This is a genomic window from Kitasatospora sp. NPDC004745 (assembly GCF_042873275.1).
In the GTDB taxonomy this organism is placed as follows: domain Bacteria; phylum Actinomycetota; class Actinomycetes; order Streptomycetales; family Streptomycetaceae; genus Kitasatospora.
This window is the reverse complement of sequence record NZ_JBIALK010000005.1, coordinates 301,532-320,982: the sequence shown is the minus strand read 5'-3', so window position 1 is coordinate 320,982 and position 19,451 is coordinate 301,532. Positions and strand designations below refer to the sequence as shown.

11 protein-coding genes are annotated in these 19,451 nt (G+C 76.3%); 4 read left to right on the top strand and 7 right to left on the bottom strand.

Annotation, left to right across the window (positions count from 1 at the left end; all coding sequences use genetic code 11):
* Positions 1-295: 295 nt before the first annotated feature.
* Positions 296-1,126, bottom strand: coding sequence for a maleylpyruvate isomerase family mycothiol-dependent enzyme (locus ACFYUY_RS12695; RefSeq protein WP_387900380.1), 831 nt, complete (start codon positions 1,124-1,126; stop codon positions 296-298).
* 167 nt (positions 1,127-1,293) lie between these two features.
* Positions 1,294-2,832 (bottom strand): DNA adenine methylase, encoded by a 1,539-nt coding sequence (locus ACFYUY_RS12690; protein ID WP_360215811.1) that lies wholly within the window; start codon positions 2,830-2,832, stop codon positions 1,294-1,296.
* Between the two features lie 238 nt (positions 2,833-3,070).
* Between ACFYUY_RS12690 and ACFYUY_RS12685 the strand changes: the two genes are divergently transcribed.
* The 4 genes from ACFYUY_RS12685 (at position 3,071) to ACFYUY_RS12670 (ending at position 8,186) form a co-directional block, all read left to right on the top strand.
* A complete protein-coding gene (locus ACFYUY_RS12685; protein ID WP_387900378.1) occupies positions 3,071-4,948 on the top strand; it encodes a TnsA endonuclease N-terminal domain-containing protein in 1,878 nt (625 codons plus the stop codon).
* A 349-nt stretch (positions 4,949-5,297) separates the two neighbouring features.
* The gene (locus tag ACFYUY_RS12680) at positions 5,298-6,248 is read left to right on the top strand and encodes a hypothetical protein (RefSeq protein WP_387900376.1); all 951 of its coding nucleotides are present in this window, start codon (positions 5,298-5,300) and stop codon (positions 6,246-6,248) included.
* A gap of 70 nt (positions 6,249-6,318) precedes the next feature.
* Entirely contained in the window at positions 6,319-7,770 is a 1,452-nt protein-coding gene (locus tag ACFYUY_RS12675; RefSeq protein ID WP_387900374.1) for a hypothetical protein, read from the top strand.
* 107 nt (positions 7,771-7,877) lie between these two features.
* Positions 7,878-8,186: a hypothetical protein gene (locus ACFYUY_RS12670; protein ID WP_387900372.1), complete on the top strand. Its 309-nt coding sequence runs from the start codon at positions 7,878-7,880 to the stop codon at positions 8,184-8,186.
* Between the two features lie 148 nt (positions 8,187-8,334).
* Here the strand turns inward: ACFYUY_RS12670 and ACFYUY_RS12665 are convergent, their stop codons facing one another.
* The 5 genes from ACFYUY_RS12665 to ACFYUY_RS12645 all read right to left on the bottom strand — a co-directional run bounded on the left by ACFYUY_RS12665 (position 8,335) and on the right by ACFYUY_RS12645 (position 19,285).
* Positions 8,335-11,319 (bottom strand): condensation domain-containing protein, encoded by a 2,985-nt coding sequence (locus ACFYUY_RS12665; protein WP_387900370.1) that lies wholly within the window; start codon positions 11,317-11,319, stop codon positions 8,335-8,337.
* A complete protein-coding gene (locus tag ACFYUY_RS12660; protein ID WP_387900368.1) occupies positions 11,316-13,103 on the bottom strand; it encodes an amino acid adenylation domain-containing protein in 1,788 nt (595 codons plus the stop codon). Before ACFYUY_RS12660 ends, ACFYUY_RS12665 begins: the two co-directional genes overlap by 4 nt.
* 76 nt (positions 13,104-13,179) lie before the next feature.
* Complete coding sequence (locus ACFYUY_RS12655) at positions 13,180-14,976, bottom strand: AMP-binding protein (protein WP_387900366.1); 1,797 nt, start codon at positions 14,974-14,976, stop codon at positions 13,180-13,182.
* Between the two features lie 26 nt (positions 14,977-15,002).
* The gene (locus ACFYUY_RS12650) at positions 15,003-16,178 is read right to left on the bottom strand and encodes an acyl-CoA dehydrogenase family protein (protein WP_387900364.1); all 1,176 of its coding nucleotides are present in this window, start codon (positions 16,176-16,178) and stop codon (positions 15,003-15,005) included.
* Positions 16,179-16,192: 14 nt separating this feature from the next.
* A complete protein-coding gene (locus ACFYUY_RS12645; RefSeq protein WP_387900362.1) occupies positions 16,193-19,285 on the bottom strand; it encodes an amino acid adenylation domain-containing protein in 3,093 nt (1,030 codons plus the stop codon).
* Between the last annotated feature and the right edge of the window lie 166 nt (positions 19,286-19,451).

The following is a 19,451-nucleotide window of genomic DNA, read 5'->3' as shown; positions in this document are numbered from 1 at the left end:
TCCTTCCCTCGTCCGAACCGCCCGCGCGTGGATCCCCGTACCTGTCACCCTGTCCTCCAGCACCGTGTCCGGGCCCCCATGGCCGGTGTGTCAGTGCTCCGATCCTTCTCCCGCCCGGGGCCGACGGGCATGGCGACGGCACCCGGATCCGGGGTGGGGACAACCTCCGTAGCGTGATGCCGAAGCCGCGCGGTCAGCGGGCGGCCGCCGTCAGGGGGCGACCGCCGTCAGCGGGCGGCCGCCGTCAGCGGGCGGCCGCCGTCAGCGGGCGGCCGCCGTCAGGGGGCGACCGCCGTCAGGGGGCTGCGAAGAGGCGGGGGAAGGCTGGGGCCAGCCAGGGGCGGCGGCCCCAGGCGAGGACCTTGCCGCGGGTGAGGGCGGCGGTGGCGGTGTAACGGCCGAGGGCGATCAGGAGGAAGGCGACCGGCTCGGTGAGGATCGTGCAGTCCGGCCGGCGCGGCGGCTCCTGGGTGACCACGGCCGCGCCGTCGGTGAAGGTCACCGCGAATCCGCGCAGGCCGCGGATCCGCAGCCGGTAGCAGGCGTTGTGACCGGCCGCGGTGCGGGCGTCCGTGACCCGGGGCATGGCGGTGCGCAGGAACGGCAGGGCCAGCTCGACCCGGTGCCGGTCGATCGGGTGCGGCCGCCCGAGGGCGACGGCGATGTCGTAGAGGTGGCCGAGCATGTGGGTCAGCAGGTAGGCGCCGAGGGTGTCCAGGTCCATCGGGCCGAGCGGGGTCCGCACCGGCTCGGTGCCGGCGCGGGGGCCGGCCGCCGCCGTGAACTCCCGTGCCCACCGGGCGATCTGTGCGCCGAGCAGGTCCGGGTCCCGCTCCGGGCGGGCGGCCAGCGAGGCCTCGTTCGCCGCGGCCAGCGAGCCCGGGGTGCCGTCCCCGTAAGGGCGTTCCTCGCCGGCGGCCAGGGCGGCCATCAGCTCGTTGGCCATCGCGAGGTGGGCGGCGGCCTCGGCGACCGTCCACTCGGCACCGGGTATCGGGGTGTCGCCGCGGCAGCCGGCGAGCAGGGCGACGGTCTCGTCGCCGACCGCGGTGAGCGCCTCGAAGAGCGCGGAGCGCGCGTCGCCGGGGCGGCGGCCGGGGCCGTGGGGCGGGAGCGGGAGGGTCATGGTGGTGAAGACTGACCGACTCCGGCGGCCCTGTCCAGAGCCGTGGCGGGGCGGGGCGGCCGTGCGTCGTCGCTGCTCCGCGTACGGGACACCGGCCGGCGGTCCGGCCGGTGTCCCGACGCCCGTCAGGAGTCCGTCACGAATCCGTCAGAGCCCGTCAGAGCCCGTCAGACGTCGTCGAAGGACTCGTCCTCGTCGCCGCTCACCACGTACTCGGTCTGGGCCTCCTGGCGGAGCTGCTCGCGCCGGGCGTGGCGGACGTCGTCCTCGTCCTCCTCCATGGCGAAGACGCCGGTGTCCCGGAAGAACTCCTCGTTCAGCGCGTCGTCGCCGCCGGCGCGCACCCAGTCGGCCAGGATCCGCTGCGGGCTCAGCGCGACCGCCGGGTTGCCGCGGCCCGGCAGGAGGGTCAGCTGGTAGGCCTCGCTGGTCGTGGTGGGCGAGCGGTAGGTGTACGTGTAGTGGCGGGCCTCGGCGCCGTCCGGGAGGCGGCCGAGGAGTCTCGCGTAGGCCTGCACGAGGCCGGGGTTGGCGAAGTTGCAGACCAGGACGGTCGTGCCGCGCTCGACGAGTTCGCGGACGGCGGCGACGATGCTGGTCTGGAACGCGGCTCCGTCGTTCCCGGTGCCGTAGGTGGCGGCGGACTGGGAGCCGAAGGTCTCGGGGCTGGCCAGGAAGCCGGGCGGGACGGAGTTGCTGAACTTGGGGAACGGGCAGTCCAGGAAGACGACGTCCTCACGGCCGGCGAGGTCGCACGTCGTCCGGAAGTCGCGGCAGGCGAAGTCCTCGATGCCGGCGGTGCCGCAGAGTTCGGCGATCGCGGTGAGCGTGGCCGTCTCGCGGGCGCGGATGGCGGCGAGGCGCCGGCCCGCCTCAGGGTTGAACGTGCCCTGCACGCCGCCGCCTTCGGAGAGCTTGGTCCCGCGGGTGCAGCGGTTGACCAGCCAGATGTAGGCGCTGACGGACCGCCGGGCGGAGACCGGGTAGGCGTCGGTCTCGGCGATCTCCCGCCGGCCGTTGGCCTCCAGGTGGTCCAGCAGGCGGCGGTAGGTGTCCGCCGGCGCCTCGTCCCACCGGGCCGCGCGCTCGCCGTACTCCCTGACGAAGTCGCCGCCGTGCTCCACCAGCGCCCGGTAGGCGCCGAGCACGTACGGGTTGAGGTCGCCGGCGACGACCGAACGGAACAGCCGCATACCGTCGTTGAGGCCGGGGCCGAAGGCGGTGGCGTTGAGGAAGACCTGCCCGGAACCGACGAACGGCTCGATCAGCCGCGGGAACCTCCCGCCGTTGTCGGTGAACTTGGCCCGGGCGACGCGGGCGATCACGAGCTGGGTGAAGTGCGCCCGGTTGTGCATGTTGCCGGTGTACGGGGACAGCCAGGCGAAGCGCCCCGGTTCGGGCATCCAGAGGTTGGTCATCCGGCCCACGTAGCAGCTGTTGGCACGGACGAACGCCTCGTACGCCCGGCCGTTCCCGGCGGCGAAGTAGTGGAAGCTCGTCGGGTCGTCCATCTCGCCCGTCCCGAACGGGACGTACGGGACCTGCATGTCGCGCGGGACGGGGACGCCCTGGACGACGGTGAAGCCGCGCGCCGGGACGCCGTTGCGCATCCGGCCGTGGACGCAGACGGCGCACGGGACGCCGTCCTGGTTCATCGCCCCGGTGTAGTCGCGCTCGAAGCCGCAGCGGTCGCAGTGGATGTGCATGATCCCCCTCAGGAGTCCGAACCCCGGTCATGCGTGGGAGACGACCCGAGGGTCCGTCTTCGGACCCGCGTCCGCGGGGCGACGGGGGTCCGAGGACCGACCCTAGAAGCCGCGCGCGCGGAGCGGAACGGGTATCACGGCACCGGCCGGGTGGACGGGGGCCAACGGCTCCCGCGTGCGCGGAAGGGCGCGCGCCGGGGCATACTCCAGCCTGTTGTCACGAGCCGTGGGGGGGACTGTGCAGGAACGTTCGACCGGTCCGAGGTCGGGTCAGCCGTGGGACGGCGCGGAGGACGCCCGGCTGCTGGAGGGGGCGCGGCAGGGCCTGGGCCTCGACGGACTCGCCGCCCGGCACGGCCGCACCGTCGGCGCGATCCGCGCTCGGCTGGCCCGGCACGTGCCGCTCGCCGGGGCCACCGACGAGGAGCTGCTGCGGTGGGTGAGGTCCTCCTCCCCCGGGCCGGACGCCGCCGGCGCGGGCCGGGGCGGCGAACCGGGCGGCACGGACAGGGACCGCGAGCCCGGTGGCACGGACAGGGACCGCGAGCCCGGCGGCACGGACCGGGACCCCGGGCCCGGGCACGACGCGCCCGCCGCACCGGACCGGCCGGATCCCGCCGCGGCCGAGGTCCTAGCCCAGTGGCAGCAGCTGACCGGGCACGCCCTCGCCCCCGAGCGCCGGGCCGTCTTCCTCGCCCGCCCGGCGCTCGCAACGCTCGCCGTCGTCGACGAGGCGGTCCGCCTGGACGCCGGACGGCGCCTGTGGCGGGAGACCGGTCAACTGCTCGTGGAAGACTGGTCGTTGGAGTGCCGATGCCCGGGCGCCGCCACGCTCGACCCGCCGTGGAGCGCCGTCGCCGGGCACGACGAGGACACCGCACTGATCCTGCGCGAGCTGCTGGCCGCGGCCGTCGACGAGATCCCCGGGGAACGCGACCGCCGGATCCTGGCCCGCCGGTTCGGCGTGGGCGACCACGAGGCCCAGAGCCTCGGGCAGATCGGTGCCGCCCACGAGCTCTCCCGCGAGCGCGTCCGCCAGCTGCAGAACAGGGCCGTGCGCGCGATGGCCCGCAGCACCGCTCCCGCCACCGCCCGGCTCCGCGCCCTCCTCTCCGGGCTCGGACGGCTGGACGGACCCCTTCCCGAGGACGACGGTCCGTCCGGTGCCGAGCGGATGCTCGACCTGGCGCAGGTCCTGGTGCCGTCCTTGGCACCGCGCCAGGCCGTCGCCCTGCTGGCCGCCCTGGCCGGGGTCCGCAGGGCACCCGCCGACGACCTCGCGGCGCGGGCCGTGGCAGTCCGTGCGCTGCGCCACGACGCACAGCGCCGCGAGGCCACCCTGCAGAAGCGCGTCGAACGGGCCTTCGCCCGGTGGGAGCGCCTCGCGGAGTTCGTGCGGTGGTTCGGCGCACCCGGGAGCGCTCCCCCGCGCAGCGAGCTGACCGCACTGCGCCAGGCCCACGACGAGGACCCGCGCTCCGGTTCCTGGCACTGCCCCAAGCTCGGCCGGGACGTCGCGTACGAGTCGGATCCCGAGCTCCAGTTGATCCAACTCCTCTCCCACGCACCGCAGATCGCCTACTACCAGGAGCAGCCGCTGGCCATCGGCTACGACTTCGACGGGCGCGCCCGCACCTACTTCCCCGACCTGCTCGTCGCCACCGCCGACGGGCGCTGCGTCCTGGTCGAGGTCAAGGCGCTCTTCGAGATGGCCACCGCCGTCAACATCGCCAAGTACCGCGCCCTGGAGGGGCTGTGCCGCGAGCGCGGCTGGGGCCTGCTGGTCACCGACGGGCACCGTAGCCGTGCCCTGATCGAGGAACACCGACCGGACCCGGTCCTCGTCGACCGGATCGGCCCGCTGCTGGCGGAGGGAGCGGTGCTGGGCTGGCCGCACGTGGTCGCCGCGGTCGGCGGGCAGCGCCCGCCCTGGCTGGACTTCACCGCCCTGGTACTGAGCCAGGGATGGGACTGGCGCACCCGGCCGTTCCGGCTGAGCGCCGGTGCCGCCGCGACGGCCACGACCGGCACGCCTGCCACCGCCGGCCGGGGCTCCGGAACCGACTCGATCGTCGACGCCCCCGCCACCCGCCCGACCCGGCCCCTCCCGAACTGACCCCCGTCCCGCTCCCCGTCCCCCGCTCCGCGTAACCCGCGCCCGCTCCCCGTCCCCCGCTCCGCGTAACCCGCGCACCGTCACCCCGGCACCGGCCTCCGACGGCCCGACCGCCCTCCCGCCCCGGAAGGGCGGTCGGGCCGTTTCCAGGTCCGCGCCACCCTGCCGCTGGACGGATCCGTCCAGTACCGCTTCCGTCCAGTCGGAGGCCCTTCCACCCGCGCTGAGCTGCGACGACAGTAGTCATCGCCACCAGGGCCCACCGCCCGGGCGGCACCGGGCGAGGCGTCAACCGCGCGAATGCGGGCGCCTCCGCCACCCCTGTCCCCCCTCCGTTCCGGGAGCCGTCATGCCCGCACGCCCTCGACGCTCGACCTTCACCGCCGTGTCGTCGGCAGCCCTGGCCCTGTGCACCGCCGTGGTGGTGGCCGGCTGCGCCGCCGCCCAGGCGGACACCCGCGAGGCCGCGGTGTCCGGCGTCGGCGCTCCCGTGGCAACCACGAACGCCGCGGCGGACGGAAGGACGGCGGCGGATCCGACCGGGGCCCCGGAACCCACGACCACCCAGACGCCTCCGGCCACCACGCCGTCGTCGGCACCGACACCGGCACCGAACGGCGCTGCGGCTACGGCACCGTCGGCCGCACGGCCGTCGGCCCCCGCACCGAAGACCGCCGCACCGACGCCCCCGGCCGCCGCGGCACCGGTGCCGCAGGGGCCGGCCGGTACCGCCGCACCGCTCACCGCCGCCGTCGCCCCGGCCGGCCTCGCCGAGCTGCCCATCGCCCCGGCCTTCGGCTGGAAGCCCGACGGCCCGTTGGCCAGCCAGGACGTGAAGGGTCGCACGATCACCCTCAACGAGTGCACGAGCGTCTCCGGCGCCGTCACCTGGCAGCAGCAGGGCTACCTCAGCGCCGCCCGCAATCCCGCGGGGCAGCAGCTGTTCGCCTTCCCCACGCCCGGGGCCGCGCAGGCCGCCTACCGTCAGCTGCTGGCCGACATGGGCAGCTGCCAGGACGCCTCCCGCCGCCTCCAGGCCGAGCGTGGAGTCGCCCAGGACGCGACCGTCACCCGCACCGCCCAGACCCCCGACGGCACCTCCTGGTCACGCCGTTGGACGGGAGCCGGCGGGCTGTCCGCCCCGGACCTGCAGACCAACCACGTCTACGCCCTCCAGCAGGGCGCCGACCTCACCCTCTTCCAGTTCGACGAGCTGCAGGAGCGGCCCGGCCCCGCCCACGACACCGGCACCGACGCCTCGGTGATCGCCGCCGTCGCGGCCCTCGGGCCCAAGGGCTGATCCCGTGCGCAGCCGCCCCTCCGTCTCGTCCCACCGCGTCACCACCCGACCCTCCACCCAAGGACTCCCCATGTCTGTGCTCAAGTCGACCTCCCGCCGCACGGTCGGCGTGCTCGCCGCCTCCTGCATCGCCTCCGTGGTGCTGGCCACCGTTCCCGCCCACGCCGACAGCGTCCAGGGCATCTCGTTCAGCTCGACCTCGACGGGCGCGCTGGGCAAGAACGCGGCCCCCGGCGGTCAGGTCACCCGCAGCCAGGTGATAGCCCGGGCGCAGGACTGGGTCGACCAGTACGTCCCGTACAGCTCCAACGGCCTTCAGGCGCCGTACAGTTGGTGGTCGGACGCACAGACCGGCGGCCGCTACCGGCAGGACTGCTCCGGACTCGTCTCCATGGCCTGGCAGCTGAAGGACAGTCCCAACACCGGCGGCCTGCCGTCGTACGCCAACGCGATCAACAAGTGGGACATGCAGCCGGGTGACGTGCTCAACAGCGACCAGCACGTGGTGATCTTCGCCGGCTGGCGCGACAAGAACGCCGGCACGTTCAACTACTACCAGGAGAGCAGCCGCAGCCGGCCGACCAACTACAACACCGACGGCAACCTCAACGCCTCGACGCTCTCCTCCCACCCGATGAGCGGCTACACCGCGCTGCGGTACAAGAACATCGTCGACGACCCGACGACGCCGCCGCCCGCGCCGTCCGCCAACAACCGGACGGTCGAGGCGATCGTGGGCGGCGCGCTGCACGAGATCTACACCGACGCCAACGGCTGGCACGACAGCGCCGTCCCCGGCGTCGGCAACCTGACCACCCTGGGCTTCGCCTACAACCCGGCCGGTCAGCGGGTGATCGAGGCCGTCGAGAACGGCGCCCTGCACGAGATCTACACCGAAGGCGGCACCTGGCACGACAGCGCCGTGCCCGTGTCGGGCACCATCGACACCCTGGGCTTCGCCTACAACCCGAACACCGGACAGCGGGTGATCGAGGCCGTCGAGGGCGGTGTGCTGCACGAGATCTACGCCGACGGCAACGGCTGGCACGACAGCGTCGTCCCCGGCGTCGGCGGCAACATCAGCGCCCTGGGCTTCGCGTACACCACGTCCGGCGACCGCGTCATCGAGGCCGTCGAGAACGGCGCGCTGCACGAGATCTACAGCGACGCCAACGGCTGGCACGACAGTGCCGTCGCCGGTGTCAGCGGCAACATCAGCACCCTCGGCTTCGCCATCAACCACGCCACCGGCCAGCGGGTGATCGAGGCCGTCGTGGACGGCACGCTGCACGAGATCTACAGCGACGGCACGACCTGGCGCGACAACGTCGTCCCCGGCATCAGCGGCACCATCACCTCGGTCTCCGTCAAGGTCAAGAACAACACCGGCGACCGCGTCATCGAGGCCGTCATCGACGGCACGCTGCACGAGATCTACACCGACGCCTCCGGCTGGCACGACGGCGTCATCCCCGGCACCCCGGGCGGCGCGACCGGCGTCTCCTTCGACCTCACCATCTGACCCACCCCGCCCCCACCCCGCGTGCCCGGTACGGACCCACGTACCGGGCACACCGGCACATCCGGACGGCCGCCCCGGGCCCGGGCCGTCGAGGCTAGGCTCGGGGGATGATCGACGGCGATGGCGAGGTGACGGCGCCCCCACCGGGCCTGGTCGAGGCCGGAGAACGCCTCTGCGCGGCGCTCGAGCGCCACCTCGCCGACCCCGACGGCCCCGGCGTCGAGGCCGACGTCGAACGCGCCCTGGACGAGCTGGACCTGGCCGTCTCCCGCCACCCCCGCCACACCGCACCCGAGGAGTGGCGGGCCCGCTACCTGAGGGTCCGGGACGTGTCCTGCTCGATCCGGCACGAGTACGGCCTGGGGGCGACGCCCGCCGACCTCCGCACGGCCCTCGCCCGACTCGACTCCCCCTGAGGGCACACCGGTTCGGACCCCTGTGTCCACCGGACACAGACCCCGCCGGGACACCCGTGCGCGCGGGCCCGGATCCGGGCTGTGGCGACCCGGTCTGCCGCCCGGAGCCGCCCGGAGCCGCCGCCTGGCGGCTCCGGGCGGGCGGGGGTCAGCCGACCATCGCCGCCAGGACGCTGCGCCAGTCCTCCCCGGGCTCCGGGGTGAGCGCGGCGGACAGGGCCTCGGCGCGGTAGTGCCAGGGGCGGCGGAGCTCCGGGTCGGCGTCGGGCCGGAGGTCGAGCGGGCTCGCGGAGCCGAGCAGGCGGACCAGTTCGGTGCCGAAGTCCGTCCAGGAGACGTGCCCGCTGACGGCGTTGACGATCCGCCCGGCCACCGGGTTCGGCTCGCCGACGCAGGCCGCGAGGGCGCGGGCGAGGGCGGCCGCGTGCACCCAGGACGCGCCGTACCAGCCGGGGCGGCCGTCGGGCGCCGGGGTCGGCAGGGTGATCGGGCGGCCGGCCAGGGCGGCCTGGTAGAGGGCGCCGGTGGAGCCCCAGCGGAGCTGGTCGCGCAGGCGCTGGTGCGGGCCCCAGACTATCGGGGCGCGCACCACGGTGGCCGGGCCCCGGTCGGGGGCCGCGGCGGCCTCGAACAGGATCCGCTCGCAGTCCAGCTTGGCCTGCCCGTAGGGGCTGACGGGCTCGCCGGTCGGGCCGCCTTCGGCCACGTCGGTGCCGGCCGGCCGCCCGTAGGCGTCGATGCTGCTGACGAAGACGAACGGGCCGCCGCGCCAGCCCTCGACGAGGGCGCGCATCGCGGCGAGGTCGACGGCGTGCTCGGTGAAGGTGCAGGCGGCGTGGATGACGGCGTCGACGCCCTCGACCGCGCGGCGCAGGCTGTCCGCGTCGGCGAGGTCGCCCTCGGCGAGTTCGGCGCCGTGCAGGGCCGGCAGGTGTGCGGACTCGGGGCGCACCAGGGCCCGGACGGGGCGGCCCTGGGCCATCAGTTCCTGCAGGACGGCGGCGCCGACGCCGCCGGTCGCGCCGGTGAGCAGCACGGTGCCGGCCCGGGAGCGGGCGCTCGCGCCGGGGCGGGCCCCGGTGCGGGCGCGGGCGGCGCGGCGCTCGTCCTCGCGGGTGGCGAGGAGCGCGGCGAGGGCGCGCGGGGTGCGCTGTTCCAGGACGTCCAGGCCGGTGAGCGGCAGTCCGGTGCGGGTGCGCAGGCGCTCGGCGAGCTGGACGGCGACCAGGGAGTGGCCGCCGAGGGCGAAGAAGTCGCCGTCGGCTCCCGGGGTGGTGCCGAGGAGTTCGCCGAAGGCCGTCCGGACGGTGTCGAGCGGGCCGCGGGCGTCGGGGGCGGCCGGGGTGGCGCCGGGCAGCCGGCCGCGGTCGGGGGTGCCGTCGGGCAGCCGGGGCAGCGCGTCCACCAGGGTGACGGCGTGCGGGAGTCGGCCGGGGGCGAGGTGGCGGCGCAGGGCGGCGCGCAGCTCGCTGCCGGTGGGGGCGACGGGGCCGCGCACCACGGCGTAGGCGAGCGGCGGGCCGTCGGCGGCCTCGACGACGGCGGCATCGACCACCCGGGGGTCCGCGGTCAGCGCGCTGACGACGGGGTGCGGGGCGCCGGCCAGCAGTGCGCCGGGGAGCGCCGAGAGCGGCCGGTCGGCGTCCTCGGCGACGGCGCCGAGCAGCCGGGCGAAGGCGTCCAGCAGCCGCCCGGCGGTGGCCTCGTCCAGGGCGTCGCGGTCGTGCTGGACCAGGCAGCGCGGCTGCGGGCCTTCCTCGACCAGCAGGGCGAGGCCGAACTTGGCGAGCCCCAGGTCGAGTTCGACGTTCTCGCTGGTGAGCCCGGGCAGCGTGAGCGGCTCGGCGGGGTGGACGAGGTCGCAGCTGACGGAGAGCAGCGGGGTGCCGTCGGCCCCTCGGGCGGCGCTGCCGAGGCGCTCGACGACCAGGTCGAAGGGCACCTCGTGGTGCTGCTGGGCGTCGAGCAGGGCGGCACGGACCAGGCCGAGGGTGTCGGTGAAGGTCGGGTCGCCGGCGAGGTCGGTGCGCACCGCGAGGGTGTTGACCCCGAGGCCGACGGTGCGCCGCAGTTCGGGCCGCAGCCGCTGGCCGCTGGCGCAGCCGAGGGTGAGGTCGGTGCGGCCCGCGGCGGTGGCGAGGGTGGCGAAGGCGGCGGCCAGGACGACGGCGAACAGGGTGGCGCCGTGCCGGGCGCCGAGCCGGCGCAGCCCCTCTACGGTGGCGGGGGTGAGCGGTGCGGTGTGCAGGGCGGCCCGGCGTTCGCGGGCGCCGGCGGGGACGGGGCGCAGCAGCGGCAGCGGGCGGGCCCCGGCGAGCCGGGCGGCGCGGGCGTCGGCGGCGGCGGTGAGCTCGGCGTCGCGGGCCCGCTCGCCGCGGGCGTACTCGGCGTACGTCGGTCCGGGCTGCGGGAGTCGGGGGTCGTGGCCGTCGCGTGCGGCGGCGTAGAGGGCGGCGAGGTCGGCGGCCAGCACGGGCAGCGAGCCGCCGTCCACGGCGATGTGGTGGATGGTCAGCAGCAGGGTGTGGTCCTGCGGCCCGTGGCGCAGGAGCAGGGCGCGCAGGACCGGCCCCGCGGCGAGGTCGAAGGGGCGGGCGGCCTCGGCGGCGAGCAGGGCCGGGGCGTTGTTGCCGGCGCCGTCCTCCCAGGTGGCGTCGACGGTGCGCAGCGGCACGGGGGTGACCGGGTCGGTCTGCTGGTGGGGCTGGTCGCCGTGGCTGCCGTACCGGGTGCGCAGGACGGCGTGGCGCTCGGTGAGGCCGGTGAGGGCGGTGGCGAGCGCGGCGGGGTCGAGCGGTCCGCGCAGGCGGGTGGCGAGCGGGACGTTGTAGAGGGCGCCGCCCTGGCCGAGGTGCTCCATCAGCCACATCCGCTGCTGGGCGTGGGAGAGCGGGGCGGGGCCGTCCTCCGGGGCGGCCGGGCGCGGCGCGGCGGCGGGGCGGTTGCGGCGGGCGCGGCGCAGCAGGTCCGCCTGGTCGGCCTGGTCGCCGGCGGCCTGCGGGGCCGGGGACGGCGTGGTGTCCGTACGCGGTGTGGTCGCCTGACCATCGACCGGCTGACCATCGGCCGGCTGCCCGTCGATCGGGTACCCGTCGGCCGGCTGCCCGTCGGCCGGGTGCTCGGTGGCGTTCATCGGGCGGCTCCTTCCGCAGTGTGGTCGTGCGCCGCGCGCAGGGCGCGTTCGAGCAGGTCGGCCTGCCCGGCGACGGTGGGGTGGCCGAGGAAGTCGGCGAGCGAGAGCTCCACGCCGAGGTCCTCGCGCAGGTCGTCGACGACCCACATGGCGAGCAGCGAGTGGCCGCCCTCGGCGAGGAAGTCGGCGCCCGGTTCGGTGATCGGTCGCTCCAGGGCGCGGCTCCACGCGTCGGCGACGGCCTGCTGGATCGGGGTGAGCGGGGCGGCCGTCCGACCGCCGGCCGGGGTGTCGCCGTCCGCGGCGGCCAGGGCCCGGCGGTCGATCTTGCCGCTGCCGGTCAGCGGGAGCGCGTCGAGGACGTGCCAGGCGGTGGGCACCAGGTGGGCGGGGAGCCGGTCGGCGAGGCGGGCGCGGAGCGTGTCGGCGGCGGCGCGGCTGCCCTCGGCGAGGACGAGGCAGGCGGTGAGGGCGGCGTCGGGGTGGCCGGCGCGGCGGACCACGACGGCGGCCTCGGCGACCTCGGGCAGGAGCAGCAGGGCGTGTTCGACCTCGCCGGGCTCGATCCGGAACCCGCGGACCTTGACCTGGTCGTCGGTACGGCCGTGGAACTCCAGGGCGCCGTCGGGGCGTTGGCGGACGAGGTCGCCGCTGCGGTAGGCGTGGCCGGTGCCGGGGAGGTCGCGGAAGCGCTCGGCGGTCAGCTCGGGCCGGTCGAGGTAGCCGCGGGCGAGCCGGTCGCCGGCGATCCACAGTTCGCCGACGGTGCCCGGCGCGACGGGGTCGAGCCGCTCGTCGAGGACGAGGGTGCGGGCGCCGCCGAAGGGCCGGCCGATCGGGACGGGCCCGCCGGTGCAGTCGGCCGGGGTGATCCGGTGCAGGGTGGTGAAGGTGGTGGCCTCGGTCGGCCCGTAGACGTTGAGGAGTTCGAGCCAGGGGAAGGCGCGCAGCACCGCTCCGGCGTACTCGGGGGACAGCGCCTCGCCGCCGACGGCCAGGGTGCGCAGCACGCCGAAGATCCGGGACTGCCGGGCGGCCAGGTGGTGGAAGAGCGCGGTGGTGATGAACAGCGTGGTGACGCCGAACCGTTCGACGTCGCGCACGAGGTCCTCGGCGGTGGGCCGGTCGGCCGGGGAGACGGCGACGGCGGCGCCGCGCGCGAGCGGGGCCCACACCTCGAAGGTGGACGCGTCGAAGCTGACGGTGGAGTGGAAGAGCACCCGGTCGCGGGGGCCGAGCGGCACGGCGTCGGCGGCGGTGACCAGGTCGGCGACGGCGCTGTGCGGGACGAGGACGCCCTTGGGCCGGCCGGTCGAACCGGAGGTGTAGAAGAGCAGGGCGGTGGCGTCCGGGTCGGCGGCGTCGGGCGCGCGCACCGGGCGGGCGGCGGTCTCGGCGCCGTGCTCGGTGAGCACCAGGGTGCGCTCCTCGGGCAGCCCGGCCTCGGCGAGGAGGGTCTTGTCCCCGAGGACGAGGTGGGCGCCGGCGTCTCCGGTCATCTCGGCGATGCGCGGGCGCGGGTAGCCGGGGTCGAGCGGGACGGCGTGGGCGCCGGCCCGCCAGATCGCCAGCTGGGCGACGACCAGGCGGGTGGAGCGGGCGCAGAGCAGGCCGACGGCGCTGCCGGGGCCGATCCCCCGCTCGGCCAGGGCGGCGGCCAGCCGGCCGGACGCGTCGAGGAGCTGGCCGTAGGTCAGGGCGGTGTCGCCGTCGGTCACGGCGAGCGCGTCGGGGCGCTCCTGGGCGTGCCGGGCGACGAGTTCCGGGAGGGTGGCGGTGGGCATGGTGGTTCCCTTCCGGGCGCCCCGGCCGGTGGGCCGGCCGGGGCGCCCTGCGCAGGAGGTGCTTGCGGGCGGACGGTCAGGCGGTGGTGGCGGGCGTCGGCCGCCGTTCCTCCACCAGCCGGGCGACGGCCCGCAGGTCGGGCTGGCGCAGCACCAGGGGTGCCCGCAGCCGGACGCCGTACTCGGCCTCCAGGGCCTCCAGCAGTCGGGCGGCGGCGAGCGAGTTGCCGCCCGCGGCCAGGAAGTTGTCCGCCGGCCCGAGGTCGGCTCGGCCGATCAGGTCGCGGCAGAGCCGCAGCACGGTGCGCTCGGTGGGAGTGTCGCCGTCCTCGGTGTCCGGCGCCGCGGCGGCCCGCTCCTCCTCCAGGGCGAGCAGGGCGGCCCGGTCGACCTTGCCGTTGGCGTCCAGCGGGAAGGCGTCGACGATCCGGACGGCCGAGGGGACGGCCTGCTCCGGCAGCCACGGCCGCACCGCGGCGAGCAGGTCCTCGGCGCCGCCCGCCGGGGATCCCGCGGCGGTCTGGACGTAGGCGAGCAGGCGGGTGACGCCCGCCGAGGTCGCGGCGGCGACCACGGCCCGGCGCACCCGCCCGTCCCGTTCGAAGGCCGCCTCGACCTCGGCGGGCTCGATCCGGACCCCGCTGACCTTGACCTGGTCGTCGAGCCGGCCGTGGAACTCCAGGACGCCGTCGGCCCGCATCACCACCCGGTCGCCGGAGCGGTAGAGCCGGTCGACACCCTCCACGCCGGCCGGCACGCCGACGAAGCGGCGGGCGGTCAGCTCGGGGTCGAGGTAGCCGGCGGCCAGGCCGCGGCCGCCGATGCGCAGTTCGCCGGCCTCGCCGCGCGGCACCGGCCGGCCGTCCGGGTCGGTGACCAGGACGACCGCGCCCGGGATCGGCAGCCCGATCGGCGGGGCGCCGGTGCCGTGGTCGCCGCCGGGCGCCATGGTGTGGACGGTGGTGGTGACGGTGGCCTCGGCGGGCCCGTAGGCGTTGTGGACGGTCGCGGTGACGTCCGGGCCGGGGGCGCGGCGCAGCCGGTCGCCGCCGACGGTGAGGTGGCGCAGCGCCAGCCCCCGCGGCCAGGGCCGGGCCAGCAGGGGCTCGGCGAGCGGGGTGGGCAGGACGGCGGCGGTGATGCCGGCCTCGCGCCACCAGTCGGCGAGCGCGCCGGAGTCCCAGCGGACGGCCTCGGGGGCGACGACGAGCGCGGCGCCGGAGGTGAGGGTGGCCCACAGCTCCATCACGTGCGGGTCGAAGGCGACGCCGATCAGCAGGCTGTGCCGCTCGCCGGGGCCGAGGCCGGCCAGGTCGCGGTACCACTGGAGCAGCGCGCCGAGCGCGGGCTCCCCGACGGCGACGGCCTTGGGCGTGCCGGTGGAGCCGGAGGTGAGGACGGCGTAGTGGGTGCCGGCCGGGACCTGCACCTGCTCGCCGGGGACGAGGGCGACGGCGACGGGGGTGTCCCCGAGGTCGAGGTCCAGCGTCCGGTGCTCGCCCTCGGGCAGCACCGCCGGGTCGCCGACCAGGCAGGCGGGCCGCAGCTGTTCGGCGACGGCCTGCAGCCGGCGCTCGCCGGGGCGGGGGCCGAGCGGCAGGTGGACGGCGCCGAGCTTGGCGGTGGCCAGGGTGACCGCGGCGAGGGCGGCCGAGTGGCCGAGGCAGACGCCGACGAGGTCGCCCGGGCGGACCCGGTCGCGCAGTTCGTCGGCCACGGCGTCGGCGAGGCGGTCGAGTTCGGCGTAGCTGTGGGTGCGGGCGCCGTCGATCAGGGCGGGGGCGTCCGGGGTGCGGTGCGCCCAGGTGGTGAACAGGTCCAGGACCGCACCGTCCTGGTGCGGACGGCCGTACCCGATGCTCAGGTTTTCCATCATCGTCTCCAGGTCTCGACGGTTCGTCAGTTCAGGCCCATGGACCGGGCGACGATCACCTTCTGGACCTCGGAGGTCCCCTCGATGATCGTGGTCATCCGCACGTAGCGGTACAGGAACTCCAGCGGGTGGCCGCGCACCCAGCCGGTGGCGCCGTGCACCTGGAGCGAGCGGTCGACCGCGCGGACGGCGGTCTCGGAGGCGGTGAGCTTGGCGAGCGCCGCGTTCTCGGGCGCCTCGGTGCCCTCGTCGACGAGCCGGGCGCAGGCGAGGGTGAGCAGCTTGGAGCACTCCACCTCGGCCCGGGTGGCGACCAGGTGCTCCTGGACGTGCTGGTACTCGCCGATCACGCGGCCGAAGGCGCGCCGCTCGCGGGCGTACTCGAGGCCGACGCGCAGCGCGTACTCGGCGATGCCGTTGCACATCGCGGCGACGACCAGGCGGCCCCGGGAGAGGCTGTCCATGGCGAGGGCGGTGGCCGCGCCGACGCCCTCCTCGCCGCCGATCACGGCCTCGGTGGTGACGGTGACGCCGTCGAGCAGCAGCTCGAACAGCGGCTCGCCGGACATGCCCTCGTAGCGCTGGCCGAGGCGCAGGCCCGGCTGGTCCATGGGGAGCACGAAGGCGGTGGCGCCGGCGGTGGGCCCGGCGCCGTCGCCGAGGTCGGTGGCGGCGACGACCAGGGCGATGCCGGCGTGGCCGGCGTTGCTGACGAAGGTCTTGCGCCCGTTGAGCACCCAGCCGTCGGCGGTGCGCACGGCGGTGGTGGTGAGGCGGAACGCGTCGGAGCCGGCGTGCGGCTCGGTGAGGGCGAGGCAGCGGGTCTGCTCACCGCGCACCAGCGGGACGAGGTGGCGCTCGATCTGTTCGGGCGTGCCGTGCCGCAGCAGCGGGCTGGGGCCGTCGGAGCCGGCCAGGGCGTACGGCGCGAGCGGGCAGCCGCTGCGTCCGGCGGCGTGGTGCAGCAGCACGACGGCGGTGAACGGCATGTCGGCGCCACCGAGCTCCTCGGGGTAGTCGCCGGCGTAGAAGCCGAGGGCGGCGGAGCGCTTGCGGACGTAGGCCCGCAGGTCGGACGGGATCTCGTCGGCGGTCTCGGGGAGTTCGGCGGCCAGCGGGACGAGTTCGCGGCGGACGAAGCTCTCGAAGGCCTCGACGAGTTCGCGGTGGCCGTCTTCCAGGACGGCGGAGGGGGCGGTCACGGGGAAGCTGCCTTTCAGTTCTGGCCGGTGAGGGCGCGGGCCTGGTCGGCCAGGACGGCGTGGCGGAACAGGGTGCGCAGCGGCGGGCGGCTGCCCAGGTGCGGCTCCAGCCAGGCGGCGAGCTGGGCGGCGAGCAGCGAGTGGCCGCCGACCTCGAAGAAGTGCGAGTCGGCGGTGAAGCGGTCGTGGCCGAGCACCTCGCGCCAGGCCGCGGCGACCAGCTGCTGGCCGGGGTCGGTGAAGGCGCTGGTCGCGGCGGACTCGGGCTCGGGCTCGGCCGCGGCCTCGTCGGCGAGGCGGGCGAGGGCGGCGCGGTCGGGCTTGCCGCCGGGCAGGGTGGGCATCGCCTCGACGGCGGTCCAGGTGGCGGGGACGAGCCCGCCGGGCAGCCGCTGGGCGAGGGCCGCGTGCAGGGCGGCCTGGTCGGGGCGGTCGGCGCCCTCCAGGAAGCCCACCAGGCGGGGGCCGGACTGCGGGTCGGTGTGCAGGACCACCGCGCAGGAGCGGCCGCCGAGTTCGGCGGAGGCGGCGGCCTCGATCTCCTCCAGCTCGATCCGGTGGCCGCGCAGCTTGACCTGGTTGTCGGCGCGGCCGAGGAAGGAGAGCCGGCCGCGCAGGTCGCGGTAGCCGCGGTCGCCGGTGCGGTAGACGCGCTCGCCGCCGAGGGCGGGCACGGTGACGAAGCGGGCGGCGGTGGGCTCGGGCAGGCCGAGGTAGCCGTCGGCCAGCAGGGCGCCGCCGACGGCGAGTTCGCCGACGCAGCCGGCCGCCAGCGGGCGCAGCGTCTCGTCCAGGACGTGCAGGCGCACGCCGTCGAGCTCGGCGCCGAGCGGGATCTCGCCGTCCTCGGTGAGGTCGGCGGCGCCGACCTGGTGGACGGTGGAGGTGACGGTGGCCTCGGTGACGCCGTAGGCGTTCAGCACGGTGGTGGCCTCGGTCAGCCCGGCCAGCGCGCGGGCGGGCAGCCGCTCGCCGCCGAGGACGAGCAGCCGGGGGTTCCACCGGCCGTCGCGCAGCGCCTCGCGCAGGTCCTCGCGGACGGCGAGCAGGTAGCTGGTCGGCAGGTTGGCGACGGTGACGCCGCGGGCGGCCAGCACGGCGACCAGCTCGGGGCCGGTGGGGACCTCGCGCTGGGGCACCACCAGGGCGGCGCCTGCGCAGAGCGCGGGCAGCACCTCCTCGAGGGCCACGTCGAAGGAGGGCCGGGCGAACAGCAGCACCCGGTCGGCCGCGGTGAGCTCGTAGCGGTCGGTGATCGCGGCGACGTACCCGGCGAGCGCCTCGCGCCCGACCAGGACGGGCTTGGGCACGCCGGTGGAGCCGGAGGTGTGGATCAGGTAGGCGGCGCCGTCCAGGACGGCGGCCGGTTCGGCCTTGGGGAAGGCCGGGCCGTCCAGCAGGGCGGGGGTGACGCCCTCGACGGGCAGGGCGAGCGCGCTCTGCCGGGTGGCGAGCACCAGCGCCGGGGCGAGCCGCTCCAGGAGCAGGCCGAGCCGGGCGGCCGGGTCCTCGGAGGACAGCGGCGCGTACACGGCGCCGTGGCGCAGGCAGGCCAGCAGGGCGACGACGCTGTCGGTGCCGCGCGGCAGGACGGTGGCCACCGGCTGGCCGGGCTGCACCCCGGCGGCGCGCAGCCGTTCGACCAACTGGTTGACGCGGCGGTCGAGTTCGCCGTAGCTGATGCGCTCGGTGCCGGCCAGCAGGGCGAGCGCGCCGGGGTCGTGGGCGGCGGCCGGGTCGAGACCGGCGGGCGTCACGGCGGTGGCGGGCGCGGCGGCCGGGGCGGGGTCGAGCGCGGCGAGCGGCGCGTCCGGCGCGTCGAGGTAGCGGCGCAGCAGTTCGAGCAGGCGCTCGGAGAGCAGGGTGGCCTCGGCCTCGCCGAAGAGGTCGGCGTCGTAGTCCCAGACCAGGGTCATGCCGGCGGCGCCGTGCTTCTCGCCGACCACCCGGCGGTCGTCGGGCAGCAGCACCAGGTCGAGGTCGAAGCGGGTGGTGCCGGTGTTGAAGCCCTCGTACAGCGAGACGTCGAGGTCGGGGGCCTGGACGTCCGGCAGGGCGGCGTCGTGCGCGCTGAACATGACGTTGAACAGCGGGTTGTCGGCGCCGCCGGTGTGCAGGCCGAGCCGGCGGGTCAGCTCCTGGACCGGCAGGTCCTGGTACGGGAGGGCGCGCAGCAGGACGTCGGTGACCTCGTCCACGGCCTCGGTGCCGGGGGCGGCCGGGTCCAGCCGCAGGCGCAGCGGGACGGTGTTGACGAACATGCCGACGGTGCCCTCGAAGCCGGCCGGGCGGTTGCCGACGGCGGTGCCGACGACGAGCTCGCGGTGGCCGCTGTGGCGGCGCAGCAGTTCGGCGAAGAGCGCGAGCAGGGTGCTGAACGGGGTGTGGCCGTCCTCCTTGCTGCGGGTGCGCAGCCGCTCGGCGAGGTCGGCGCCGATCGACTGGCGCAGCTGGCCGCCGCGGTGGCGGCGCACCGCGCCGGGCCGGGCCAGTCCGGGCAGGGTGACCTCGCGCGGGGCGTCGGCGAGTTCGCGCAGCCAGAAGGCGAGGGCGCGCTCGCGGGCGTCCGGGTCGACGGCGGTGCGCGCGTGCTCCTCGTACGAGGGCGCGGCGGGCAGCTCGTAGGTCTCGCCGAGGACGTGGGCTCGGTAGACGGTGAAGAGGTCGCGCAGCAGGATCGCGAAGGAGTGGCCGTCGTGGACGAGGTGGTGCTCGACGTGGATCAGCCGGTGGTGGTCGTCGCCGAGGCGGACGAGGTGCCAGCGCAGCACCGGCGCCCGGTAGGTGTCCAGCGGCTCCTCGGCCTCGGCGGCCAGCAGGGTGCGGAACGCGCCCTCCGGGTCGGCCTCGGCGGTGAAGTCGCTGCGGCGCAGCAGGGGTTCGCCGGGTGCGGCGACCCGCTGGCCGGGCAGCCCTTCGGCGCGGGCGACCAGCTCCAGGCGCAGGCCGGGGTGGTGGGCGAGCACGGCGGTCAGGCCGGCGTGCAGCGCGTCCTCGTCGAGGGTTCCCCAGAGGTCGAGGACGGCGGTGAAGTTGTACGCGCGACTGCCGGGCAGCATCTGCTCGTGCAGCCAGACGATCTCCTGCGAGGAGGAGAGCGGGAACATCGGGGACTCCCTTGTGTGGTGGGCGTGGTGGTACTGCGGTGGCGGGGCGGTGTGGGGTGGTCCGCCCCGGCCGGGGCCGGGCGTGCCGGGGTGGTGGCGCGGTCCGGCGGTCGGTGGCGTGAGGGTCCGGGACGGTCGGGGGTCCGTCGGGTCGGGTCCGGCGGGT